The 24,255-nt window shown below is 71.7% G+C and carries 20 protein-coding genes and 1 pseudogene; 9 read left to right on the top strand and 12 right to left on the bottom strand.

The genetic code is table 11. The features are described from left to right. The first annotated feature begins 20 nt into the window (after positions 1-20). Positions 21-977 (top strand): FAD-dependent oxidoreductase, encoded by a 957-nt coding sequence (locus tag AB0O67_RS14640; RefSeq protein WP_365449815.1) that lies wholly within the window; start codon positions 21-23, stop codon positions 975-977. A gap of 19 nt (positions 978-996) precedes the next feature. Here AB0O67_RS14640 and AB0O67_RS14635 read toward each other — a convergent pair whose 3' ends face one another. Together AB0O67_RS14635 and AB0O67_RS14630 are read right to left on the bottom strand one after the other, a co-directional pair. Further along, positions 997-2,721, bottom strand: a complete 1,725-nt coding sequence (locus AB0O67_RS14635) for a BCCT family transporter (protein WP_365449813.1) — start codon at positions 2,719-2,721, stop codon at positions 997-999. A 119-nt stretch (positions 2,722-2,840) separates the two neighbouring features. Next, the gene (locus AB0O67_RS14630; protein WP_365449811.1) at positions 2,841-4,811 is read right to left on the bottom strand and encodes a Xaa-Pro dipeptidyl-peptidase; all 1,971 of its coding nucleotides are present in this window, start codon (positions 4,809-4,811) and stop codon (positions 2,841-2,843) included. Positions 4,812-5,023: 212 nt separating this feature from the next. On the opposite strand from AB0O67_RS14630, the gene AB0O67_RS14625 reads away from it, so the two are divergent. After that, entirely contained in the window at positions 5,024-6,541 is a 1,518-nt protein-coding gene (locus AB0O67_RS14625; protein ID WP_365449809.1) for a M1 family metallopeptidase, read from the top strand. Positions 6,542-6,619: 78 nt separating this feature from the next. Here AB0O67_RS14625 and AB0O67_RS14620 read toward each other — a convergent pair. Both AB0O67_RS14620 and AB0O67_RS14615 read right to left on the bottom strand, forming a co-directional pair. Then, positions 6,620-7,529, bottom strand: a pseudogene (locus tag AB0O67_RS14620) (PfkB family carbohydrate kinase). Between the two features lie 235 nt (positions 7,530-7,764). Next, a complete protein-coding gene (locus AB0O67_RS14615; RefSeq protein WP_365449807.1) occupies positions 7,765-7,971 on the bottom strand; it encodes a hypothetical protein in 207 nt (68 codons plus the stop codon). 106 nt (positions 7,972-8,077) lie between these two features. Here AB0O67_RS14615 and AB0O67_RS14610 point away from each other — a divergent pair, with 106 nt between their 5' ends. Continuing rightward, entirely contained in the window at positions 8,078-8,782 is a 705-nt protein-coding gene (locus AB0O67_RS14610; protein WP_365449805.1) for a MerR family transcriptional regulator, read from the top strand. Here AB0O67_RS14610 and AB0O67_RS14605 read toward each other — a convergent pair. The 4 genes from AB0O67_RS14605 to AB0O67_RS14590 all read right to left on the bottom strand — a co-directional run bounded on the left by AB0O67_RS14605 (position 8,768) and on the right by AB0O67_RS14590 (position 13,902). Beyond that, positions 8,768-10,951, bottom strand: a complete 2,184-nt coding sequence (locus AB0O67_RS14605) for a 3-hydroxyacyl-CoA dehydrogenase NAD-binding domain-containing protein (RefSeq protein WP_365449803.1) — start codon at positions 10,949-10,951, stop codon at positions 8,768-8,770. The two genes, AB0O67_RS14610 and AB0O67_RS14605, sit on opposite strands and share 15 nt — an antisense overlap. A gap of 34 nt (positions 10,952-10,985) precedes the next feature. Then, positions 10,986-12,200 (bottom strand): acetyl-CoA C-acetyltransferase, encoded by a 1,215-nt coding sequence (locus AB0O67_RS14600; protein WP_365449801.1) that lies wholly within the window; start codon positions 12,198-12,200, stop codon positions 10,986-10,988. Then, positions 12,197-13,375, bottom strand: a complete 1,179-nt coding sequence (locus AB0O67_RS14595; RefSeq protein ID WP_365449799.1) for a CaiB/BaiF CoA-transferase family protein — start codon at positions 13,373-13,375, stop codon at positions 12,197-12,199. The genes AB0O67_RS14600 and AB0O67_RS14595 overlap by 4 nt, the downstream gene beginning before the upstream one ends. Before the next feature lie 146 nt (positions 13,376-13,521). Then, positions 13,522-13,902, bottom strand: coding sequence for an MmcQ/YjbR family DNA-binding protein (locus AB0O67_RS14590; RefSeq protein WP_365449797.1), 381 nt, complete (start codon positions 13,900-13,902; stop codon positions 13,522-13,524). Positions 13,903-13,993: 91 nt separating this feature from the next. Between AB0O67_RS14590 and AB0O67_RS14585 the strand changes: the two genes are divergently transcribed. Then, positions 13,994-15,184, top strand: coding sequence for a saccharopine dehydrogenase NADP-binding domain-containing protein (locus tag AB0O67_RS14585; protein ID WP_365449795.1), 1,191 nt, complete (start codon positions 13,994-13,996; stop codon positions 15,182-15,184). A gap of 97 nt (positions 15,185-15,281) precedes the next feature. Here the strand turns inward: AB0O67_RS14585 and AB0O67_RS14580 are convergent, their stop codons facing one another. The 3 genes from AB0O67_RS14580 to AB0O67_RS14570 form a co-directional block, all read right to left on the bottom strand. After that, positions 15,282-15,416 carry a hypothetical protein gene (locus tag AB0O67_RS14580; protein ID WP_365449874.1) on the bottom strand — a complete coding sequence of 45 codons (135 nt, stop codon included), beginning with the start codon at positions 15,414-15,416 and terminating at the stop codon, positions 15,282-15,284. Between the two features lie 85 nt (positions 15,417-15,501). Continuing rightward, positions 15,502-16,209: an endonuclease V gene (locus tag AB0O67_RS14575; protein ID WP_365449793.1), complete on the bottom strand. Its 708-nt coding sequence runs from the start codon at positions 16,207-16,209 to the stop codon at positions 15,502-15,504. Positions 16,210-16,266: 57 nt separating this feature from the next. After that, entirely contained in the window at positions 16,267-16,590 is a 324-nt protein-coding gene (locus AB0O67_RS14570) for a plasmid stabilization protein (RefSeq protein WP_365449791.1), read from the bottom strand. 254 nt (positions 16,591-16,844) lie between these two features. On the opposite strand from AB0O67_RS14570, the gene AB0O67_RS14565 reads away from it, so the two are divergent. The 5 genes from AB0O67_RS14565 to AB0O67_RS14545 all read left to right on the top strand — a co-directional run bounded on the left by AB0O67_RS14565 (position 16,845) and on the right by AB0O67_RS14545 (position 23,498). Beyond that, positions 16,845-17,261, top strand: a complete 417-nt coding sequence (locus tag AB0O67_RS14565) for an SsgA family sporulation/cell division regulator (RefSeq protein ID WP_365449789.1) — start codon at positions 16,845-16,847, stop codon at positions 17,259-17,261. A gap of 322 nt (positions 17,262-17,583) precedes the next feature. Further along, complete coding sequence (locus AB0O67_RS14560) at positions 17,584-19,206, top strand: ABC-F family ATP-binding cassette domain-containing protein (protein ID WP_365449787.1); 1,623 nt, start codon at positions 17,584-17,586, stop codon at positions 19,204-19,206. 10 nt (positions 19,207-19,216) lie between these two features. After that, on the top strand, positions 19,217-21,517 hold the full coding sequence (locus AB0O67_RS14555) for an excinuclease ABC subunit UvrA (protein WP_365449785.1): 2,301 nt from the start codon (positions 19,217-19,219) through the stop codon (positions 21,515-21,517). Positions 21,518-21,610: 93 nt separating this feature from the next. Continuing rightward, the gene (gene ddaH, locus AB0O67_RS14550; protein ID WP_365449782.1) at positions 21,611-22,387 is read left to right on the top strand and encodes a dimethylargininase; all 777 of its coding nucleotides are present in this window, start codon (positions 21,611-21,613) and stop codon (positions 22,385-22,387) included. 136 nt (positions 22,388-22,523) lie between these two features. Continuing rightward, complete coding sequence (locus tag AB0O67_RS14545) at positions 22,524-23,498, top strand: acyl-ACP desaturase (RefSeq protein ID WP_365449781.1); 975 nt, start codon at positions 22,524-22,526, stop codon at positions 23,496-23,498. Between the two features lie 420 nt (positions 23,499-23,918). Here the strand turns inward: AB0O67_RS14545 and AB0O67_RS14540 are convergent, their stop codons facing one another. Next, a complete protein-coding gene (locus AB0O67_RS14540) occupies positions 23,919-24,173 on the bottom strand; it encodes a WhiB family transcriptional regulator (RefSeq protein WP_365449779.1) in 255 nt (84 codons plus the stop codon). Positions 24,174-24,255 lie beyond the last annotated feature (82 nt).

Raw genomic sequence — 24,255 nt, 5'->3', positions numbered from 1 at the left:
CATTCCGCTACCGTCCCCGCATGAGCAGTCACGCGAAGGACGAGGTGATCGTCGTCGGCGGCGGTGTCATCGGGCTCACGACGGCAGTGGCGCTGGCCGAGCGGGGCCTGCGGGTGCGGGTGTGGACGCGGGACCCGGCCGAGCGGACCACCTCGGCGGTCGCGGGCGCGCTGTGGTGGCCGTACCGGATCGAGCCGCCCGAGGCGGCGCGCGGCTGGGCGCTGCGCTCCCTGGATGTCTACGAGCAACTGGCCGAGCGCCCCGAGGTCACCGGCGTACGCCTGGTCGAAGGGGTGATGGGCGAGACGGATCCGGACAGGACGGACGCCTGGGCGGCGGGCCGGCTCAAGGGGCTGCGGGCGGCGACGCCCGAGGAGTACCCCGGTCCGGTGGGGCTGTGGGCGCGGCTGCCGCTGGTCGACATGGCGACCCATCTGCCTTATCTGCGGGACCGGTTGACGGCCGCGGGCGGGGTCGTGGAGCAGCGCACGGTGTCAGCGCTCACGGAGGTGGACGCGCCGGTGGTGGTGAACTGCACGGGGCTGGGCGCGCGGGAGCTGGTGCCGGACGCCTCCGTACGCCCGGTGCGCGGTCAGCTGGTCGTGGTGGAGAACCCCGGGATCCGCACCTGGGTCGTCTCCAAGGACGCCGCCGGTGAGATCGCGTACGTCTTCCCGCATGCGGGGCGGCTGGTGCTGGGCGGCACCTCGGAGGAGGACGTCTGGTCGCGGGCGCCGGATCCGGCGGTGGCCGAGGCGATCGTACGGCGGTGCGCGGCGCTGCGGCCGAAGATCGCCGGGGCGCGGGTCCTGGAGCACCGGGTGGGGCTGCGGCCGGTACGGGACACCGTGCGGCTGGAGCGCGAACCGCTGCCGGACGGGCGGGTGCTGGTGCACAACTACGGTCACGGGGGTGCGGGAGTGACCGTGGCGTGGGGATGCGCGGAGGAGGCGGTACGGCTGACCGCCTCCTCCTGACACGGGGACCGGACAGGCGTCAGTGCTTGCCGATCGGGTCGCCCTCCACGTCGGGGCCGCGGCCCGGGCCGATGCGGAGCTCGAACTCGCCGTCGTACTTCTTGTGGCCCTCGATGACGGCCAGTTCGACCGCCTCCGAGCCCATGGCGTTACGGACGATCACGGGGTCGCGGCGCAGGTCGCGCATGAGCGCGACACACATGAAGATCATCACGACGACGAACGGGGCCGCCGCGAGGATCGTCAGGTTCTGCAGACCGGTCAGCGCGTCGCCCTGGCCGCTGCCGACCAGGAGCATGATGGCGGCCACCGCACCGGTGAGCACACCCCAGAACACCACGACCAGGCGGGCAGGTTCGAGGGCGCCCTTCTGGGAGAGGCTGCCCATGACGATCGAGGCCGCGTCGGCGCCGGAGACGAAGAAGATGCCGACGAGGATCATCACCAGCAGGCTGGTGACGGTGGGGATGGGGAACTCCTGCAGGAGCGCGAAGAGCTGACCCTCGGGGGTGGACTCCTCGCCGAGCCGCCCCTGCTCCTGCATCTTCATCGCCGAGCCCCCGAAGACGGCGAACCAGACCAGGCTGACCGAGCTGGGCACGAGGATGACACCGCCGACGAACTGCCGGATCGTACGGCCCCGGCTGATGCGGGCGATGAACATGCCGACGAACGGCGTCCAGGAGATCCACCAGGCCCAGTAGAAGACGGTCCAGCTGCCCAGCCAGTCCGCGACGCCCTCGCCGCCGCTGGCCTCGGTACGGCCCGCGAGCTGCGGGAGATCACCGAGGTAGGCGAAGACCGAGGTCGGCAGCAGGTCGAGGACGATGACCGTGGGGCCCGCGACGAACACGAACAGGGCGAGTACCAGCGCCAGCACCATGTTGGTGTTGGACAGCCACTGGATGCCCTTCTCCACACCGGAGACCGCGGAGGCGACGAACGCCAGGGTGAGCACCGCGATGATCGCGACCAGCAGCCCGGTGCTCACGTCGTCCATCCAGTCCAGCTCCCGCACGCCGGAGCCGATCTGCAGCGCGCCGAGCCCGAGCGAGGCCGCGGAGCCGAAGACGGTCGCGACGATCGCGAGGACGTCGATGACCCGGCCGGCGGTGCCGTTGGCGTGCTTACGGCCGATGAGCGGCGTGAAGACGGCGCTTATGGTCTGACGGCGGCGCCTGCGGAAGGTGCTGTAGGCGATGGCGAGACCGACCACGGCGTAGATCGCCCATGGATGGAGCGTCCAGTGGAACAGGGTGGTGGCCATGGCCGTCTCCATGCGCTCGCCGGAGTCGGCCGGGTCCGTGCCCGGCGGTGGCGTGGTGTAGTGCGCGAGCGGCTCGCTCACGCCGTAGAACATCAGGCCGATGCCCATGCCGGCGCTGAACATCATCGCGACCCAGGACACCGTGCGGAACTCCGGCTCCTCGCCCTCGGCGCCGAGGTGGATCCGGCCGTAGCGGCTGGCCGCGAGCCAGAGGGCGAAGACCACGAACCCCGAGGCGGTCAGCATGAACGCCCAGCCGCCGTTGTGCATCAGCCCGCTGAGCATGCTGCTGGAGACGCTCTCCAGGGAGTCCGTCGCGGTCGCGCCCCAGATCACGAAGGCCAGCGTGAGCACGGCGGTGACCCCGAACACGATCCGGTCGGTCCTGGGCGGTCCCTGCCCGGGAAGACCCGCCTCCGAACCCGGCAGCGAGTCCCCTGCCGGGCGGTGGTGGTCGGTCGGTCGGTCATTCGTCACGGGCGGCACCTTTCGTCAGAGCCACGGAGGTCACAGGTGATCCCTCCGTCTCGCCCCTACCCATGTGGCGGAAAATAGGCCTGTTTCATCGGCCCGTGCCGGGACACGCCGCGCCGGTGTCACCGCCTTGCGTCCGGCAGGCGCTGGGCGGTGCGTGGATCGCGTACGCCGCCCAGTTCGGTGGCCGGGAGGGCGGCGTCCGTGTGCGCGCCGGCGGTGGCGCGGACGTAGGCGGCCGTTCCTCCGACGACCGTGACGCGTGCGGAGGTGCGGGACAGGTCCAGGGTCAGGGCCGGGGTGTCGGCCGGCCGGTCGATGAGGTCCTTGTCGGTGCCCGCGACGATCAGCCCCAGCCGGTGTCCGGCCGGGACGACGTGGTCGGTCGCGGCCAGGTCGAGGGTGAGGGTGTACCGCTTGCCCGGGGTGAGCGGGCGGCCGGTGCGGTCCGATGCGTGGTTGCCCAGGTCGGCCCAGCCGCGGCTGACGATCGTGTAGCCGACGTCGGTCTTCTTGGCCCGGGTCTCCTTGTAACAGGAGCTGTCGCCGGTGGTGGAGGGGCCCCAGCAGGTGCGCTCGGGGAGGGTGGTGACGCCCTCGGCGGCGTCGGCGTAGTCGCGGATCGTGGCGGGGCCGAGGTCCACCAGGACGGCCGAGAGGTGCGCCGTGGGGGTCGTGGGGGTCGCCGTCACGGTGACCTCGGACGAGCCGGCGAGGCGCAGGTCGCGGCCGAGGGGGCGGGTGACGAAGCCGGCCTTGTCCGGGGTGGTCAGGTCGATCCGCGCGGCCCAGTCGGTCTCGCCGTGCCGCGGGTCGTCCGTGAAGGTCTCGGTGCCCTCGCCGGGGCGCAGGCCCAGGGTGCCGACTCCGGGCCGGGTGCCCTGGGCGGGATTCAGCCGTACGGTTTCCGTGCCGCGCGGCGGCCAGGACTTCGACGTCACCCACTGGTCGGGGTGGCGTTCGATGTCGGCCATGGGCTCGCGGTCGATGCCGTTGTCGTAGCCGAGGAGTTCGTGGTCGAACCAGCGGTGCAGGGTCTTCACCCAGGCGGCGCGGCGGAAGTCGAAGGGGTCGACGTGGCCGGTCTGGGAGAGCCAGATCTTGCGCCGCACGCCGTTCTCCGCGAGGGCGTCCCACCACGGGCCGACGTGTTGCATGCGCACGTTGAGGTCCTGCATGCCGTGGACCAGGAAGACGCTCGCCCGCACCTTGTCCGCGTCCCTGACGTGGTCGCGCTCGCTCCACAGCGGCGTCCAGTCGCCGGTGCGCGGGGCGCCGTCGGCGAGCCTGCGCTGCACGGCGCCGCAGCGGGCGCGGGCTTCGGGGCTGTTGACGTGGTCGGAGAGCCAGTCGGGGCCTGAGCCGTACAGCGGGGCGCCCTTGGCGAAGTAGTAGTCGTACCAGGAGGAGATCGCGCTGATCGGCACGATGGTCTCCAGGCCCTCGACGCCGGTGGCGGCGACGCCGTTGGCGATGGTGCCGTCCCAGCTCTTGCCGATCATCCCCGTTCTGCCGTTGCTCCAGCCGGCCTCGGCCCGGGTGGTGCCGGTGCGGGTGGTGTAGGCCTTGCCGCGCCCGTTCAGCCAGTCGACGACGGCCTTCGCGGACCGCACGTCGGACCGGCCGCCGACGTCGACGCAGCCGTCGGAGCGGTTGGTGCCCGCGAGGTCGACGGCGACGAACGCGTAGCCGCGCGGCACGAAGTAGTTGTCGTAGTACAGCGGCATCTGGACGACATCGCCGTCCGCGTCGTACGTCTTGCGCTGGCTCTCGTTGCCCCGGCCGCAGCACGAGTAGTACGGGCTGGCCTCCATGACGACCGGCACCTTGCGGCCCTGCTGGGCGGGTTCGCGCGGGCGCACGATGTCGACGGCGACGCGGTCGGACCGGCCGTCGCCGTCGCCGTCGAGGCGGGTGTCCACCCAGACCGCCTCGCGAACGGCGGTGTCGTACGCGTAGACGGGGCGGCTCTCCCGTGGCGTTCCCCCCGGCGCGCCCTGTGCGGCGGCGGGGGTGAGCAGAGTGGCCGTCAGGGCGGCGGTGGCCGCCGTCGCGAGCGGTCTCCAGGTCGTGAAGCGCGTACGTGTCGGCATGCGCCGGACGGTACCGCCGTCAACTGCTGTGCAGAAGGGGGCGGCTGACGACGCGCCGCAGTGGATGCGAGTGGCGAAAAACCGACGTCGGGGTGTCCGGGTGTATGAAGGCTAATGGCGATCTTGTGACAGCAGTTGTCGTGGGACAAGCCAGGTACGTCTGAGCACAACAGGCTCCGAACAGCCCTTTCGCCCTACGACTTGGAGATTCAGTGCACCGCAGAATCACGACGCCGGGCGCACTCGCGGCGGCGTCCCTGTTGCTGGCGATCCCGGCATCGGCCGCGAGCCACTCCCCCGGCGCCCCGGGCATCGGCGACCCCTACTACCCGGCGTACGGCAACGGCGGATACGACGTCTCCCACTACGACCTGCGGCTGAAGTACCAGCCCGCGGACGACCGGCTGGAGGGCACGGCGACCCTGCTGGCGCGAACCACGCAGGACCTGTCCCGGTTCGACCTGGACTTCCTGCTGGATGTGAGCGAAGTGCGGGTCAACGGAGCCAAGGCGGCGTTCAGCACCTCCGGCCAGCACGAACTGGAGATCACGCCGAGCCGGCCGTTGGCCAAGGGGACGTCCGTCACCGTGGTGGTGCGCTACAGCGGGGTGCCGTCGTCGAAGCAGGCCTACGGCTTCACCAGCTGGCTGCGGACGGCGGACGGCGGGGTCGCGGCCGGTGAACCCGAGTCGGCGTGGTGGTGGTTCCCGAGCAACGACCACCCGCTGGACAAGGCCACCTTCGACGTGTCGGTGCAGGTCCCGGACGGGACGCAGGCCATCTCCAACGGCACGCTCCAGTCGAGGACTTCGAGGGCCGGGTGGACCCGCTGGAGCTGGCGGTCCAACAAGCCGCAGGCCACCTACCTCGCCACGCTCGCGGTCGGCAGGTTCGACATCACGACCGGGACGTCGGACAGCGGCGTCCCCGTCGTCAACGCCTACTCCAAGGATCTGGGCGACCTCGACGGCGCGGCGCGGGCCAGTGTCGGGCGGACCGGTGAGATCGCGGACTGGCTCACCGACTACTTCGGGGCGTATCCGTACAACGCGCTCGGCGGCTACGTCCCGGACACCGACACCGGCTACGCGCTGGAGACGCAGACCCGGCCGTTCTACAGCCCGCGGCAGTTCACGAACGGGTCGAACACGTCCGTGGTCGTGCACGAGCTGGCCCACCAGTGGTACGGCGACCTGGTGTCGGTGTCCCACTGGAAGGACATCTGGGTCAACGAGGGCTTCGCCCGCTACTCCCAGTGGCTGTGGTCCGAGAACGAGGGCGAGGGGACGGCGCAGGAGATCGCGGACTACGTGTACGCGTCGCACCCGGCGGACGATCCGTTCTGGACGGTACGCCCCGGTGACCCCGGGCCGGAGAACCAGTTCCACCTGGCCGTCTACGACCGGGGTGCGCTGGCCCTGCAGGCGCTGCGCAACGAGATCGGCGACGAGGACTTCTTCGCCGTCCTCAAGGGCTGGCCGCGGAAGTACGCCCATGGCAACGCCTCGGTGGCCGACTTCCGCAGGTACGCCGAGGGGGTTTCCGGGAAACGGCTGGGCGGGCTGTTCGACACCTGGCTGTTCCAGCCGTCGAAGCCGGGGACGCCGGCGGCGCGGGACGCCTCGATCTCCGCCCGGGCGCTGGGGGCGAAGGGGGCACCGGAGCAGCCGAAGTCGTGGAAGAAGATCGCGGCGACCAATGGTGTGCACGACCATGAGCACGGCGGGTAAGGGCGCGTACGTGCAGTCGTGGGCAGCGGAGTGGGCCCGGGGTGGGCGGACGCCGCCCCGGGCCGCTTCGGCCACTCGTCATCCGCTCATCTCGGCCGCGCGTTCGAGGAGTTCGTCCCGCCCGATCGCGTCCGCCTCGGTCGACGGCACCGTGCACGCGTGGGCGCCGGCGATCGCGCCGAACAGGGCGCATCGGTGGGGCGGTTCGCCGCCCAGGTGGCCGAAGAGGAAGGCCGCGGCGAAGGCGTCCCCCGCGCCGTTGGAGTCCACCACCGGGGCGGGCGGCGGCACCGCCGGGACGCGGGTCAGGTCGCCGTCGGCGAGGACGTACGCGCCTTGGGCGCCTGCCGTGGCGACGACGATCTGGGCACGGCCGCGCTCGGCGATGCGGCGCAGGGTGCGCTCGGGGTCGGTGAGCGCGGCGGCGGAGACGAAGACGATGTCCGCGGCGAGGGCGAAGGGCTCGTGGTAGGCGTTCTCGCCGTCCCAGTCGTGCAGGTCGGTGGAGAGGGGCACGCCGGTGTCGCGGAGCACGGGCAGGGCGTGCGCGCAGGGGTGGGTGATGGCGACGTGGACATGACGGCTCGACTCCGCCAGTACCCGGACCGTCGCCTCGGGCAGCCGGTCGTCGGCATGCGCGCGGCTCGTGTCGTACAGGGAGAGGCGTCTGCCGTCGGGGCCGACGAGGTTGACCGCGCGCTTGGTGCCGGCCGGTTGCGGGACGGCGGTGAGGGCGATGCCCTTGTCCCGGTGCAGGGCGCGGACCAGGTCGCCCCTCGGGGTCGTCGCCGAGCAGGTCGAGGTGATGGGTGCGCAGGCCCAGCGCGCCGAGGCCGAGGGCGACGAAGTCCCCGGTCTGGCCGGCGCGGGTGCGGATCCCGGAGTCGATCATGTAGCTGTCGGCGTACGGCAGGGGCAGCTCCGGCACGTACACGATGGTGTCGACCCCTGCCCCACCCAGCACGAGAACATCGGCGCCGGCGCTCAACTCCCGCCCTCCCCGTGGTCGTGGACCGTCACGGCGAACCGGTCTCTCGCCGTGGGCGCCACGGACGGTGAGTCGCTGCGGGTCGTTCGGGGCCGGCCGCGCAGTTCCCCGCGCCCCTTCACGGCGCGCCCCCGACGTGGCGGACAGAGGCCGGTGGCGTCACCCCGGACATACTTGATCTCCGACATGACGCCACCGTAGGCGGTGCCACTGACAGTGGTTGCGGGGCCGCGGGCTACTTCGTCAGGCGGGACAGCTCCTGGTCCGAGTCGCGCGAGGTGCGGCGGCGCAGGGCGTACCAGCCGCCGACGATCATGATCGCGATCAGCGGGATGAGCAGCAGTGTCCTGTGGCCGACCTGGGGGTCGTTCCCCATCATGGCGAGGCAGGCCAGCAGGAGGACGATCGTGGTGGTCTCCGTGACCGGGGGCTTGTTTCTCACACAGTCACCCCATGTCCATCCCACGATCATCTTCGGTTCATCACAGGGTGCCGTCGGGGTGCGCACGAGGTTTCACAGCACTGGTGAGACAGCGATACTGCTGCGCATGACGACCGACGCCGAGGAGCCGACCCTCACGATCGACGAGCTGGCCGCGCGGGCGGGCGTCACGGTGCGCACCGTGCGCTTCTACGGCACCAAGGGCCTGCTGCCGCCGCCTGAGATCGGCCCGCGGCGCGTGGGGCACTACGGGCGGGAGCACCTGGCCCGGCTGGAGCTCATCGAGGAGCTGCAGCGCCAGGGCATGACGCTGGCTGCCATCGAGCGCTATCTGCGACAGCTGCCGCCTGATCTCAGCGCGCACGACCTGGCGATCCACCGGGCGGTGGTGGCCTCCTGGGCGCCGGACACGGTGGAGACGATGACGCGCGCGGAGCTGGAGCGGCGGGCGGGGCGGCACCTGACCGACGCCGACACCGAGCGGCTGACCGCGATGGACGTGGTCCGGCCCGGCGACGGCGCCTACGCCGTCGACCTCGGGCTGCTGCGGCTCGGCGTCCGGCTGCTGGACGTGCCGGTCTCGCAGGAGGCGATCCTGGCGGCGCGCAAGGTCCTCATCGAACACTCACGCGCCGCGGCGCACGAGCTCGCCCAGCTCTTCCGCGGTGAGGTGTCGGAGCGCGGGCCGCGGGACGTGAAGTCCCTGTCGGCCCACATGCACCCCTTGGTGGTGCAGGCGCTCCTGACCACCTTCCAGCGGTCGCTGAAGGAGGAGCTGGGCGAGTGGCTCGCGGAGTCAGGAACGGGCTGAGTCGCTGAACCGCTCCCCCTTCTCCGCCTTCTCCACCAGCAGCGCCGGCGGCAGGAAGCGGTCGCCGTAGCGCTCGGCGAGCTCCCGCGCGCGTGCCACGAAGCCGGGCAGGCCGCCGTCGTAGCCGTTGACGTACTGCAGGACCCCGCCGGTCCAGCCGGGGAAGCCGATGCCGAAGATCGAGCCGATGTTGGCGTCGGCGACCGACGTCAGCACGCCCTCCTCCAGCAGCCGGACCGTGTCGAGCGCCTCGGAGAAGAGCATCCGCTCCTGCATGTCCCGGAAGGGGATCTCGGTGCCCGCGCGGGTGAAGTGCTCCCGAAGGCCCGGCCACAGGCCGGCGCGCCTGCCGTCCTCGCCGTACTCGTAGAAGCCGGCGCCACCGCTGCGGCCGGTGCGGCCGAACTCGTCGACCATGCGGTCGATGACGGCCTCCGCCGGGTGCGGGGTCCAGGTGCCGCCCGCCTCCTCGACGGCGCGCTTCGTCTCGCTGCGGATCTTGCGCGGGAGGGTGAGCGTCAGCTCGTCCATCAGGGAGAGCACCTTGGCCGGGTAGCCCGCCTGGGCCGCCGCCTGCTCGACGGACGCGGGCTCGATGCCCTCGCCGACCATCGCCACGCCCTCGTTGATGAAGTGGCCGATGACGCGGGAGGTGAAGAAGCCGCGCGAGTCGTGCACGACGATCGGCGTCTTGCTGATCTGCCGGACCAGGTCGAAGGCGCGCGCCAGGGCCTCGTCGCCGGTCCGCTCGCCCTTGATGATCTCGACGAGCGGCATCCTGTCGACCGGCGAGAAGAAGTGCAGCCCGATGAAGTCGCCCTGGCGCTGCACGCCCTCGGCGAGGGCGGTGATGGGGAGCGTGGAGGTGTTGGAGCACAGCAGCGCGTCCGGCGCGACGACCTGCTCGATCTCCTGGAACACCTTGTGCTTGAGCGCGGTGTCCTCGAAGACGGCCTCGATCACCGCGTCGCAGCCGGCGAGGTCCTGGGCCTCCGCGGTGGGGGTGATGCGGGCGAGCAGCGCGTCGGCCTTCTCCCGCGTCGTACGGCCCTTGGCGACGGCCTTGGCGCACAGCTTCTCGGAGTACTCCTTGCCCTTGAGGGCGGCCTCCAGGGAGACGTCCTTCAGCACGACGTCGATGCCGGCGCGGGCGCACGAGTAGGCGATGCCGGCGCCCATCATCCCGGCGCCCAGGACGGCCACCCGGCTGACCTGGCGGCGCTCGACTCCCTGGGGGCGGTTGGCGCCGGAGTTGACGGCCTGGAGGTCGAAGAAGAACGCCTGGATCATGTTCTTCGAGGTCTGCCCGGCGGCCAGCTCCACGAAGTAGCGGGCCTCGATGACCTGGGCGGTCTCGAAGTCGACCTGGGAGCCCTCGACGGCGGCGGCGAGGATGTTGCGGGGTGCCGGGTAGGGGGCGCCGTTCGTCTGCTTGCGCAGGTTGGCCGGGAAGGCGGGCAGGTTGGCCGCGAACTTCGGGTTGGCGGGTGTGCCGCCGGGGATGCGATAGCCGGGCCTGTCCCAGGGCTGCTGCGACTCGGGGTGGGCGTCGATGAATGCGCGGGCCTTGGCGAGCATCTCCTCGGGGGTCTCGGCCACGTCGTCGACCAGGCCGTTCTCCAGGGCGCGGCGGGGGCTGTACTGGGTGCCCTGGAGCAGCACCTTGAGCAGGGCGTCGGCGATGCCCAGCAGGCGTACGGTGCGGACCACGCCGCCGCCTCCGGGCAGCAGGCCGAGGGTGACCTCGGGGCAGCCGATCTTCGAACCGGGCGCGTCCAGGGCGACCCGGTGGTGGCAGGCGAGGGCGATCTCGTAGCCGCCGCCCAGGGCCGCGCCGCCCAGCGCGGCGACGACCGGCTTGCCGAGCGTCTCGATGCGGCGCAGATTGCGCTTGATGGCCAGGCCGCCGTCGAACAGCTCCTGGGCGGTCTCCGGGGTGACCCGGATCAGGTCGCGCAGGTCGCCGCCGGCGAAGAAGGTCTTCTTGGCGGAGGTGAAGACGATGCCGCGGATGGAGTCCCGCTCGGCCTCCAGCCGGTCGGTGATCACGGCGAGGGAGTCGCGGAACGCCTTGTTCATGGTGTTCGCGGACTGGCCCGGGTCGTCGAGGACGAGGGTGACGACGCCGGTCTCGTCCTGCTCCCAGCGGATGGTGGTGCTCTCGGTCATTGCTACTCCGTATCGGGATCTGGGACGGGCCGGGTCAGATGCGCTCGACGATCGTGGCGATGCCCATGCCGCCGCCGACGCACAGCGTGGCGAGGCCGAACCGCTTGTCCTGGCGCTCCAGTTCGTCGACGAGGGTTCCGAGGATCATCGCGCCGGTGGCGCCGAGCGGGTGGCCGAGGGCGATGGCGCCGCCGTTGACATTGACCTTGTCCAGGGACAGGCCCATGTCCTTCACGAAGCGCAGGACGACCGCGGCGAAGGCCTCGTTGATCTCGACGAGGTCGATGTCTTCGATGGTGAGCCCGGCCTTGGCGAGCGCCTTGCGGGTCGCGGGGGCGGGGCCGGTGAGCATGATGGTGGGCTCGGAGCCGGAGACCGCGACGGAGACGATCCGCGCGCGGGGGGTGAGCCCGAAGCGCTCGCCGACCTCCTTGGAGCCGATCGCGACGAGGGCTGCGCCGTCCACGATGCCGGAGGAGTTGCCCGCGTGGTGCACGTGGTCGATCTTCTCGACCCAGTGGTACTTCTGCAGCGCCACGGCGTCGAAGCCGCCGAGGTCGCCGATGTCCGCGAACGACGGCTTCAGCTTGGCGAGCGAGTCGGCGGTGGTGCCGGGACGCGGGTGCTCGTCGTGGTCGAGGACGACGAGGCCGGCGCGGTCCTTCACCGGCACGACCGAGCGCGCGAAGCGGCCCTCCTTCCAGGCGGTCGCCGCGCGCTCCTGCGACAGGGCCGCGTACTCGTCGACGTCACGGCGGGAGAAGCCCTCGATGGTGGCGATCAGGTCGGCGCCGATGCCCTGCGGGACGAAGTCGACCGCGAGGTTGGTCATCGGGTCGTTGAACCAGGCGCCGCCGTCCGAGGCCATCGGCACCCGGGACATCGACTCGACGCCGCCCGCGAGGACGAGGTCCTCCCAGCCCGAACGGACTTTCATCGCGGCCATGTTGACGGCCTCCAGGCCGGACGCACAGAAGCGGTTCTCCTGCACGCCCGCCACCGTGTCCGGCAGCCCGGCGGCGACGGCGGCGATCCGGGCGATGTCGGAGCCCTGGTCGCCCACGGGCCCGACCACGCCGAGCACGATGTCGTCGACGGCGGCGGGATCGAGGTCCGGGAAGCGGTCGCGGAGTTCGTGGATGAGCCCGACGACCAGGTCGATGGGCTTGGTGCCGTGCAGGGCGCCGTTCGCCTTGCCACGTCCGCGCGGGGTGCGGATCGCGTCGTACACATACGCTTCGGTGGTCACTGGGGGGCCTTTCGGTGAGGGGCTTTCGCAGGGGCCGGGGACGTCAGGGGCCCGTCGTGCGTCAGGCTCGGTACGTCCCAGTCGCGGGCCACGTCCGCGGTGCCGGCGCCGGGCTGCGCCGGGCCGCTGCGGACGGCGGTCGGGGTGGCGGAGAAGCGGGGCGCGGGGGCGGGCTGGGTGATGCCGCCGTGGTCGGTGAAGGTGCCGCGGGCGGCGAGGTGCGGGTGGTGCGGGGCCTCGCGCAGCGACAGCACGGGCGCCACGCAGGCGTCGCTGCCCTCGAAGAGGGCGGTCCACTCGTCCCTCGTACGGGTCTTGAAGCGGGCGGCGACGGCCTCGCGCAGTTCGCCCCAGCGGGTGATGTCCTTGCGGGCCGGGGCCTGGTCGGCGATGTCCAGCAGCCTGACGAACTCGTCGTAGAACTGCTGCTCCAGCGCGCCCACCGCCATGTACTGGCCGTCGGCCGTCTCGTAGGTGCCGTAGAACGGGCAGCCGCCGTCGAGGAGGTTGGCGCCGCGCCGGTCCTGCCAGCCGCCGGCGGCGAGCATGCCGTGGATCATCGCGGCGAGGTGGGCGGTGCCGTCGACGATGGCGGCGTCGACGACCTGGCCGGTGCCCGTGGCACGGGCGTGGTGCAGAGCGGCGAGGACGCCGACGACCAGGTAGAGGGAGCCGCCCGCGTAGTCGCCGACCAGGTTGGCCGGGACGGCGGGGGGCTCGCCGGGGCGGCCGATCATGCCGAGGGTGCCGGTCGGCGCGATGTAGGCGATGTCGTGGCCGGCGCGCCGGGCGAGCGGGCCGTCCTGGCCCCAGCCGGTCATCCGGCCGTAGACCAGCGCCGGGTTGCGGGCGTGGCAGGCCTCGGGGCCGACACCGAGGCGCTCGGCGACGCCGGGGCGGTTGCCCTCGATCAGGACGTCGGCGCGGGCGGCGAGGTCCAGGACGCGGGCGGGGCCGTCCGGGGACTTCAGGTCGACGATCACCGAGCGTTTGTTGCGGTTGGTGATGTCGTACCGGGGGTCGATCGCGAGGCCGCCGCCGCCGGGGCGGTCCACGCGGACGACGTCGGCGCCGAGGTCGGCGAGGAGCATGGCGGCGAAGGGGCCGGGGCCGATTCCGGCCAGCTCGACCACGCGTACGCCGGTGAGCGGGCCGTGCGGTGGCGTCTTCGCCATGGTCTTCAGCCCCTGTCGCTGTGACACAACTGATGTAACACCGGTGATGGTAAGAACGTGTTCCAGTGGGCACAAGGCCTGGACGAGCAAGCGCTTAGACATCCAGGGTGCCAGGTGGTCGGCCGCACCACCACGCCGGTGCGGCGTCAGCGTGCGTCCATCTCCGCTATCAGGCGCTTGGGGGCGATGACGCGGTAGCTCTCCTCGACCCAGTCGCAGAGGAGCTCCGCCATCGGGGCGCCCTCCGACCGGACCGGGATCCTCACCCAGCCGGACCTGCCCAGGCCGTAGCCGGCGGGCTCGGCGCCCGGGGCCGTCAGGGCGTGGGCGTGGCTGGTGTCGTCCCTGAGCTTGACGGTGACGCCCGGGGGGTGGCTGCCGTCGCCCATGCCGAGGAACACGAACACCTTCGTGTCGACCTTGGCGACCGACTCGCCCCAGGGGAACTCCTCGACCGCGCCGGGCAGCCCGAGCGCGAACTCGCGCACTTTTTCCCACTTCTTCAGGGCGTTCCTGGGCACGGTCACCGTCCACCTCCGGGCTCGTCGTCGGGCTCCGCAGTGCTCACGCTAGCCTCAGCCACCGACAGCGGCGCGGGCTGCGGAAGCGAGGGGTGTCATGAGCAAGCCGTCCAGGGCTGATCGGCCGTACGACATCGTGCTCTTCGGAGCCACGGGCTTCGTGGGCACACTGACGGCCGAGTACCTCGCCGAGCACGCGCCGAAGGACCTGCGCTGGGCCGTCGCCGGCCGGAGCGAACTGCGGCTGGCGCGACTGCGGGAGGGGCTGCGGGAGCAGTCGCCGGGCGGCGCGGAGATCGGGGTGCTGCGGGCCGACGTGACCGACCCTGCGTCGCTGCGCCGCCTCGCCGAGCAGGCGCGCGTGGTGGCCACGACGGTGGGCCCCTATGTGACGTACGGCGAGGAACTCGTGGCCGCCTGCGCGGACAACGGGACCGACTATCTGGACCTGTCGGGTGAGCCCGAGTTCGTCGATCTGACGTACGTGCGGCACGACACCCGGGCGCGGGAGACCGGCGCCCGGCTGGTGCACGCGGCCGGGTTCGACTCGGTGCCGCACGACCTGGGCGTGTACTACACCGTCCAGCAGCTTCCCGAGGGTGTTCCGCTGACGGTGGACGGGTTCGTCACGGCCGACGCCGCCTTCTCGGGCGGGACGTTCGCCTCCGCGCTGAACCAGTTCGCGCGGCCCCGGCAGATGGCGGCCGCCGCGCGGGAACGGCGCCGGCACGAGCCGCGGCTGGTGGGGCGGCGGGCGACGACACCGTCCGGGGCGCCGCGGTTCGTCCCCGAGGTGCGCGCGTGGGCGCTGCCGCTGCCGACCATCGACCCGCAGATCGTGCGCCGCTCGGCGAAGGCGCTGGCACGGTACGGCCCCGACTTCCGCTACCGGCACTACGCCGCCGTACGGCGGCTGCCGGTCGCGGTGGGTGGGGTCGCGGCGGTGGGCGCGCTCGCGACCGCCGCCCAACTCCCGCCCGCCCGGCGCTGGTTGTCCGACCGGCTCAAACCCGGGCAGGGGCCGAGCGCGGAGAAGCGGGCGAAGAGCTGGTTCTCCGTGCGCTTCGTGGGCGAGGGCGGTGGACGGAAGGTGTTCACCGAGGTCGCGGGCGGCGACCCCGGGTACGGCGAGACGGCGAAGATGTTCGCCGAGGGCGCCCTGTCCCTGGCCTTCGACACCCTGCCCGCGACCGCCGGCCAGGTCACCACGGCGGTGGCGATGGGCGACGCGCTCCTGGACCGCCTACGCACGGCAGGCATCACGTTCCGCCTGGCAGCGAGCAGGTAGTCCCGACGCCGGCGAGCCGGTGACTCCGGCGACGGACCGCTGCTCCCGGGCCCGGATGGCAACGCACCGCGACCCTGGTCGCAGGCGGGACGCGCGCCTACGTCGTCCACTCGGCCAGGGTGTAGATCATCGCGCCGAGCCAGGCCAGTCCGGCCAGCACGGCGAGGGCCAGGGCCGCCGTCACGGGGCGGCTCGGGTGGGTGACGGGCTCGGGGGCGCGGTGTGTCGTCATGCGGCTCAGCCTGCCGATCATGACGGTGCACCGGCATCCGTACGGGTACTCAGACGGGCCTTGTCCCGCGTGGCCGCGTACTCACCTACGCGTCCGCCGCGCCTGCCGTCGCCTCGCGAAGGGCGCGGCGGCACAGGGAGTCGGCGAGGCGGGTGGTCTCGGGCAGGCGGTAGCGCGGGCTGAGGCGCAGTACATGGGCGCAGGCCGTGTCCAGAAGGACGCGGTGCCCGACGGACACGTACACCGGCTTGATGCCCTGCTGGGTGCGCAGGGCGCGGCCGACCTCCTCGTCGCCCGCGAGCAGCGGGGCCGACGACCCGCGCGCGGGTGCCAAGTCGGCGTGGGTGAAGGTGAACGGGTTCTTGGCGACGCCGATCGTCGGCAGTCCCGTGAGGACCCCGAGGTGGCTGGCGAGCCCGAAGCGGCGCGGGTGGGCGAGGCCGTAGCCGTCGCAGACCACCAGGCCGGGCGGGACGGGCAGGGCGTCGAGGGCGGCCAGGACGGTGGGGATCTCGCGGAAGGCGAGCAGGCCGGGCACGTACGGGAAGGAGATCCGCCCGACGGCCGTGGCCTCGGCGACGACGTCGAGCGTGGCCGCGTCCAGCACCACGGCCGCCGCCGCCACCACGGCCCGCTCGTCGTCGTAGGCGACGTCTACACCGGTGACACGACCCGTGCCGGGCGGCGGCCCCGGCTCGTCGAGCACCACCCTGCGGCGCAACTCGTCCTGGACGGCGTGGGCCTGTTCCTCGGTGGTGGGCCAGTCTACGGGGATGCGTACGGTCGTCGTCATGGTGAGGACGAGGTTACGGGGCCGGGCGGCCCGCCCGCCGGGCCGCCCGGGACCGGTTCACTTGCCGAGCGCGCGCTGCAGCTGCTGCTTGTTCATGTCCGAACGGCCGTGGATGTTGCGCCGCTTGGCCTCCTGGTACAGCTGGTCGTAGGTGGGGCCCTGAGAGCCCTTCCCGGACCGCTGGCCGCCCCGCCTGCCCGACGACATGTCCTGGGTGGACGTACGGCTTGCCGTCTTCGACTCGCCGGAGCGTGCGCGTTCCTTGTTCACCGTGCGGGCCGCGATCTCCTTGGCGCGCCCCGCGCTCTCGCCCCGGTCCTGAGCACTCTCCTTGATGTGCTCGTACTGCCGTTCCCGCTTGGGGCTCGAACCGCTTGGCATGTCCGCTCACTTCCTCTCGCGTCGGGCCAACGAGTACCCCCATCGTGGGTGAATACGACAAACAGGGCACGGCCGGCTCTCCAGACGGGCGACACGGCCCGCCGCCGACACCGGGCGCGGCCCCGCCGCCGACACGGAAGACGGTGACGCACGTCACTGCACGCGCGGGTGCACGGATGCGTGGATTCCGTCGTCTCACCCAGTACCCGGCCTCACACCGGAAGTCCGTCCGGCCGTCACAAGGGAGCAAGGCGATGTCCACCGTCATCGAGCAGTCAGTCGAGGCGCGCCTCGTCGCCGCCGCGCCGCGGATGCCGAGCATCCCCGCGACGCTCACCTACGACCTGACGGATCCGTTCGCGATCCGGATGACGTTCCCGGCCCAGGCCACGCTGGAGAACGAGGAGGTCTGCTGGACCTTCTCCCGCGAACTGCTGGCCGCCGGCATGCACGAGCCCGAGGGCCGCGGCGACGTGCGGGTGCGGCCGTACGGCTACGACCGGACGGTGCTGGAGTTCCACGCCCCCGAGGGCACGGCCGTCGTGCACGTCCGCTCGGGCGAGCTGCGCCGGTTCCTGGAGGCGACGCGCGTACTGGTGCCCGAGGGCCTGGAGCACGCCCGCCTCGACCTGGACCACGACCTGGCGGAGCTGATGCGGGACGCCTGCTGACCAGCCCCTTCCGATGTGCCGGTGCGCCCTGGCCGCGGACACCCGTTAATCCGTTGACAGGCCCCGGCGCCCCTCGTACGTTTTAGACGGTCCTGTTGCCGCCGATTGGAGAAGGACGTTGCTCATCTGAGGTCCTGAGACACCGCGTCACACCTGTCAGGTGTGCACGCCGCGTGCGACCTCGGCGTTCGAGCCGTCCTTGCGGAGCAGGGCATTCCTTGTGCTCCCCCACCCCTGGGCCCACGGCCCACGCGGTGGTCGCCGTCTTCCGGTGTCTCGATACGCGTTGCCCCTGAACGCTTCAAGCAACCGCGAGGCCCCTTTGCATACTTCGATCACCTGTACGTCCCTTGCCTTCGCCTGGCCCGACGGCACCTCCGTCCTCGACGGCCTCGACGCCTCCTTCGGCCCCGGCCGGACCGGGCTCGTCGGTGTCAACGGCTCGGGGAAGTCGACCCTGCTGAAACTGGTCGCCGGCGAGCTGACCCCGGCCGACGGCACCGTACGTGTCGCGGGCGAGGTGGGCTACCTCCCGCAGAACGTCACCCTGGACACCGCCCTGCGCGTCGACGAGGCCCTCGGCATCGCCGCCCGGCGTGCCGCGCTGCATGCCATCGAGGCCGGCGACGTGGCCGAGGAGCACTTCGAGACCGTCGGCGACGACTGGGACGTCGAGGAGCGCGCCCTGGCCACCCTGGGCGAACTCGGGCTCGGCCATGTCGAGCTGGACCGCACCGTCGGCGAGATCTCCGGCGGTGAGTCCGTGCTGCTGCGGCTGGCCGCGCTGCTGCTGCGCCGGCCGGACATCCTGCTGCTGGACGAGCCCACCAACAACCTCGACGTTTACGCGCGCAGGCGGCTGTACGCGGCCGTCGCGGCCTGGTCCGGCGTCATGGTGGTGGTCAGCCACGACCGTGAGCTGCTCGAACTGGTCGACCAGATCGCCGATCTGCGCTCCGGGGAGATCACCTGGTACGGCGGGAACTTCTCGGCGTACGAGGTGGCGCTCGAGACCGAGCAGGAGGCGGCCGAGCGGATGGCGCGGGTCGCCGAGGCCGACTTCCGCAAGCAGAAGCGCGAACTGGCCGACGCTCAGGTCAAGCTGGCCCGCCGTAAGCGGTACGGCCAGAAGATGTTCGAGCAGAAGCGCGAGCCGAAGATCGTCATGGGGGCGCGCAAGCGCGCGGCACAGGAGTCGGCGGGCAAGCACCGCATCCTGCACGAGGAGAAGCTCGCCGAGGCCAGAGAACGGCTCGACGAGGCCGTGGACGCCGTACGGGACGACGACGAGATCCGCGTCGACCTGCCGTACACCGCGGTGCCGCAGGGCCGGAGCGTGCTCACCCTGCGGGACCTGGAGCTCGCGTACGGCGCCCGGGTCGAGGGCGGCTTCGATCTGTACGGTCCCGAGCGGATCGCGCTGGTCGGGCGCAACGGCGCGGGCAAGACGACGCTGCTGCGCACCGTGGCCGGGGAGCTGGCGCCGGTGTCCGGGGAGGCGACGGCGCATGTACCGCTGCGCTTCCTGCCGCAGCGGCTGGACGTCCTCGACGGCGGGCTGACGGTCGCCGAGAACGTGGCCCGGTTCGCGCCGGGCGCCACCAACAACCGGATCCGGGCGCGGCTGGCCCGCTTCCTGTTCCGGGGCGCCCGGGCCGACCAGCAGGCGGCCACGCTGTCCGGCGGGGAGCGCTTTCGCGCGACCCTGGCCGCACTGATGCTGGCGGATCCCGCCCCGCAGCTGCTGATGCTGGACGAGCCGACGAACAACCTGGACATGGCGAGCGTGCGGCAGCTCACCACGGCGCTGGAGGCGTACGAGGGAGCGCTGGTCGTGGCCAGCCACGACCTGCCGTTCCTGGAGTCGATCGGGATCACGCGCTGGCTGCTGCTGGAGGGAGAACTCAGAGAAATCACGCCAGAAGCTGTCGGGTATCCCTCCTAGCTTGGGAGGCATGAACGAGTTCATCACGCTGACCGGAGCCCGTGAGAACAACCTGAAGGACGTCACCCTCCGCATCCCGAAAGGCCGGCTGACCGTGTTCACCGGCGTTTCGGGATCGGGAAAGTCCTCCGTCGTCTTCGACACGATCGCGGTCGAGTCGCAGCGCCAGCTGAACGAGACCTTCACCTGGTTCGTGCGCAACCGGCTGCCCAGGTACGAGCGGCCGCACGCGGACGCGCTGGAGGACCTCGCGCCCGCGATCGTCGTCGACCAGCGGCCGATCGGGGGCCACTCCCGGTCCACGGTCGGCACCATGACGGACGTCTACTCGGTGATCCGCGTGCTGTTCTCGCGGCACGGCACGCCGAGCGCCGGCCCGGCAACGGCGTACTCGTTCAACGACCCGTCGGGCATGTGCCCCGGCTGCGACGGTCTTGGCCGCACCGTCCAGCCGGACTGGGACCGCATCCTCGATCCGGCCAGGTCGCTGGCGGACGGCGCGGTCCGCTTCCCGCCGTTCACGGCCGGGACCTGGCAGGGGCAGACGTACACCAACAGCGACGAGCTGGACCCGGGCAAGCCGGTGGGAGCTTTCACCGTGGCCGAGCGGGAGTTCCTGATGCGGGGGCGGCCCGGCAGCAAGGTCACCGTGAGCGGTTCGGGCGGCACCTGGACCACGGACTACGAGGGGCTCGCCGACCGTTTCGAGCGGCTCTACCTGAAGCGGGACCTGTCGGCGCTGAGCCAGAAGACGCGCGACCTGGTGCGGGAGTACCTCGTCGAGGGGAACTGCCCGCAGTGCGAGGGCGCCCGGCTGAACGCGGCGGCGCTCGCGACCCGGATCAGCGGCCTCACGATCGCCGACTGCGCCCGGATGCAGGTCACCGACCTCATCGACGTGCTGAAGGACATCGACGACCCGGTGGCGGGACCGATCGCCCGGGCCGCCGTCGCCGCGCTGGAACGCATCGAGGCGATCGGCCTCGGCTACCTCAGCCTCGGCCGTGAGACGTCGACGCTCTCCGGCGGTGAGGGGCAGCGGCTGAAGACCGTGCGTCACCTGGGCTCCAGCCTGACCGGGATGACGTACATCTTCGACGAGCCCAGCGTCGGGCTGCACCCGCGCGACGTCGGCCGGCTGGGCGATCTGCTGCTGCGGCTGCGGGACAAGGGCAACACCGTGCTGGTCGTCGAGCACGACCCCGACGTCATCGCGCTGGCCGACCATGTCGTCGACATGGGGCCGGGAGCGGGCGCCGACGGCGGGCGTGTGGTGTTCGAGGGGACGCCGGACGAGCTGGCGGCCGCCGGCACCCTGACCGGGCGCTGTCTGGGACGCCGTACGGCGGTCAAGTCACCCGCCCGCCGGGCGACCGGTGGGCTGTGGGTGAAGGGCGCCGGCCGGCACAACCTGCGGGACGTGACGGTGGAGTTCCCGACCGGGGTGCTGACCGCGGTGACCGGGGTCGCCGGGTCCGGCAAGAGCACGCTGGTCGCGCAGTTCACGGCCGCGCACACGGACGCCGTGGTGGTCGACCAGTCCTCCATCGGCATCTCGGCGCGGTCGACCCCGGCGACGTATCTCGGGGTGATGGACACCGTACGGCGGATCTTCGCCCGGGAGACGGGCGTCGAGCCGGGGCTGTTCAGCTTCAACTCGGCGGGCGCGTGCGGGACGTGCGAGGGGCGAGGGATCCTCTTCACGGACCTCGCCTTCATGGACCCGGTGACCACGACGTGCCCCGACTGCGAGGGTCGGCGGTTCCGGGAGGAGGTGCTGAGGCTGACGGTCGGGGGCACGTCCGTCGCCGACGTGCTGGAGATGACGGCCGACCAGGCGCTGGCGTTCTTCTCGGAGGCGGGGGTACGACGCCGGCTGCGCGCCCTCAAGGAGGTCGGGCTCACCTACCTGACCCTGGGGCAGCCGCTGTCCACGCTCTCGGGCGGTGAGCGGCAGCGGATCAAGCTGGCGACACGGCTGCACCGCACCGGCACGGTGTACGTCCTCGACGAGCCGACGACCGGGCTGCACATGTCGGACGTCGACGGGCTGCTGCGGCTCCTGGACGGGCTGGTGGACGCCGGGAACACGGTGATCGTCGTGGAGCACGACCTGGACGTGGTGGCGCACGCCGACTGGGTGATCGACCTGGGCCCCGGTGGTGGCCGGGACGGCGGACAGGTGGTCTTCGAGGGGACGCCGGGCGACCTGCTGAACTTCGAGGGGTCCTTCACGGGGGAACACCTGCGGAGGGTGGCGGCGCAGGTGCGGGCTCAGGGGGCTGTCCTCTCCCACAATGTCCCTGCATGATGTCGGCGCATGAGGTCGGCCCGCCCCGACAGGTTTCGGCCGGACCCGGGTAACCGGACAGCGAGAACGCCCCATCCGATACGGAGACCGAACGTGCCCAGCAAGAAGGCCCTCATCCGTCGCCCCGGCCCGCGCCTCGTCGAAGGCCTGGTGACACACATTCAGCGGGAGAAGGCCGATGCCGAGCTGGCGGGCCGGCAGTGGGAGGCGTACGCGGAGGCGCTGGACACCCACGGCTGGGAGACGCTCGAGGTGGATCCGGCCGACGACTGCCCGGACGCGGTGTTCGTCGAGGACACGGTGGTCATGTACAAGAACGTCGCCCTGATCGCGCGCTCCGGGGCCGAGTCCCGGCGGGACGAGACCGGGGGCGTCGAGGAGGTCGTCGCCCGTCTGGGCTGCTCGGTGAACTGGATCTGGGAGCCGGGCACCCTGGACGGCGGTGACGTGCTGAAGATCGGCGACACGATCTACGTCGGCCGGGGCGGGCGCACCAACGCCGCCGGCCTGCGGCAGCTGCGGGCGGCCTTCGAGCCGCTGGGGGCGCGCGTGGTCGCCGTGCCCGTCAGCAAGGTGCTGCACCTGAAGTCGGCGGTCACGGCGCTGCCCGACGGGACCGTGATCGGGCACATCCCGCTGATGGACACGCCGTCGCTGTTCGGGCGTTTCCTGCATGTGCCGGAGGCCTCCGGCTCCCATGTGGTACTGCTCGGTGGCGACAAGCTGCTCATGGCCGCCAGTGCCCCGAAGACCGCGGAGCTGTTCACGGACCTCGGCTACACCCCGGTGCTCGTGGACATCAGCGAGTTCGAGAAGCTCGAGGGGTCTGTGACATGCCTCTCGGTACGGCTCCGTGAGCTGTATGCCTAGAGCTCCTGAACAGCGGTCTTTACGGCGCACTTAACCTACGTCTTCGTAACCTACGGATTCGTAGCCTACGATCCCGTAGGTTCCGGCGCCGCTCGCCGGTCCGACTCTCTTTGTCCCACGTCCCCCTGGAGTACCCGTGACGATCACCTCTCCGCACCTCGGCAGCCCCTCCGTCTGGACCGACGCCCGGCTGCTGTACGCCCTGGAGGAAGTGGTCGAGAAGGAGCTCAACCGCCACCTGAAGGTCGCCAAGGACTGGATGCCGCACGAGTACGTGCCTTGGTCCGACGGCCGTAACTTCCCCGGACTCTTCGAGGACGGCGAGGCCTGGGAGAAGGACCAGTCCAAGGTCACCGAGATCGGCCGGATCGCGCTGGTCGTCAATCTGCTGACCGAGGACAATCTCCCCAGCTACCACCACGAGATCGCCTCCCTCTTCGGCCGCGACGGCGCCTGGGGCACCTGGGTGCACCGGTGGACCGCCGAGGAGGGCCGGCACGGCATCGTGATGCGCGACTACCTGCTGACCTCGCGTGCGGTGGACCCGGACAAGCTGGAGCAGTTCCGGATGTCGCACATGAGCGAGGGCTTCGAGTCGGACAACCGGCACTCGATGCTGCACTCGGTCGCCTACGTCGCCTTCCAGGAGCTCGCGACCCGCATCTCGCACCGCAACACCGGCCACCAGTCGGGTGACCCAGTCTGCGACCGGATGCTGGCGCGGATCGCCACCGACGAGAACCTGCACATGGTCTTCTACCGGAACCTGCTGAAGGCGGCCTTCGAGCTGGCGCCCGACCTGACCATGCAGGCGGTGCGGGACGTCGTCGTCGACTTCCGCATGCCGGGCCACGGCATCCCCGGCTTCGAGCGGGCCGCCGCGCAGATGGCCATCGGCGAGGTCTACAACATGCGCATCCACCACGACGACGTGCTCCAGCCGGTGCTGCGCTTCCTGAAGATCCTGGAGATGGACGGGCTCGGCCCCGAGGGCCTCAAGGCCCAGGAGGAGCTCGGGCTCTTCATGAACGGGCTGGACGCGGAGGCGCTGAAGTTCGACGAGAAGCTGGCGGCGCGCAAGGCGCGGATGGCGGCACGCGGGGCGGTCTGACCGACCCGGCCGAAGGGGGGGCGGGGCCCGGCGCTGGACCGCCGCCCCGCCTGCCTGGGCCTCACTGGGCGAGCCGCGCCGTCCGGTGCACGCCGCGGACGGCTGCCGCGGAGCGACTCCTCGCACAGGCCCGGTGCTTGGCGTGGATCGTGGAGGTCGACGGCTCCCGATCCTCGGGGCGAGCTGGAAGCCGATCTTCATCCGGCCACCGGTGAGCGGTGCCCCGCGCCCACCGAGGTCGGAATCGACCTGTCGATGGAGCGACTTGCAGATGTGGCAACGGCGCGGTTTGCGGTGGACGACGGCCGTGACCGCGACCGGCGCGCCCGACCGGTGCGAACCGGCGTGTCCACCTCTGAGAAGGCGGCGAGTCGGCCTCTGCTCCCCAGGACCCTTGCGCGTCCTGGGGAACGGATCAGGTCAGGCCGGTCTACAGGCGGTGCGGCGTAGCTGGAGGCGTTCCTTCTCGGACAGGCCGCCCCAGACGCCGAAGCGCTCGTCGTTCGCCAGGGCGTAGTCGAGGCAGGCGGTGCGCATCTCGCACAGGCCGCAGATGCGCTTCGCCTCACGCACCGAGCTGCCCGGCTCGGGAAAGAAGAAGTCCGACCCCGTCTGTGCGCACAGGGCCTCGGCCTGCCAGGCGGTGTCCGCGGGGGTGCTGGTCTCGAAGTGCATGACGCAGAGCCTGCCGGGGCGCGAAAAACGTTCGATCAACGCGCGCTCAACGCCCGGGCCCAGGGCCCGGGCCCGCCCCGAT

This window comes from Streptomyces sp. NPDC086077 (assembly GCF_040686175.1).
In the GTDB taxonomy this organism is placed as follows: domain Bacteria; phylum Actinomycetota; class Actinomycetes; order Streptomycetales; family Streptomycetaceae; genus Streptomyces.
Note: the sequence above shows the minus strand (reverse complement) of the source record. Positions and strands in the feature narration are given on the sequence as shown.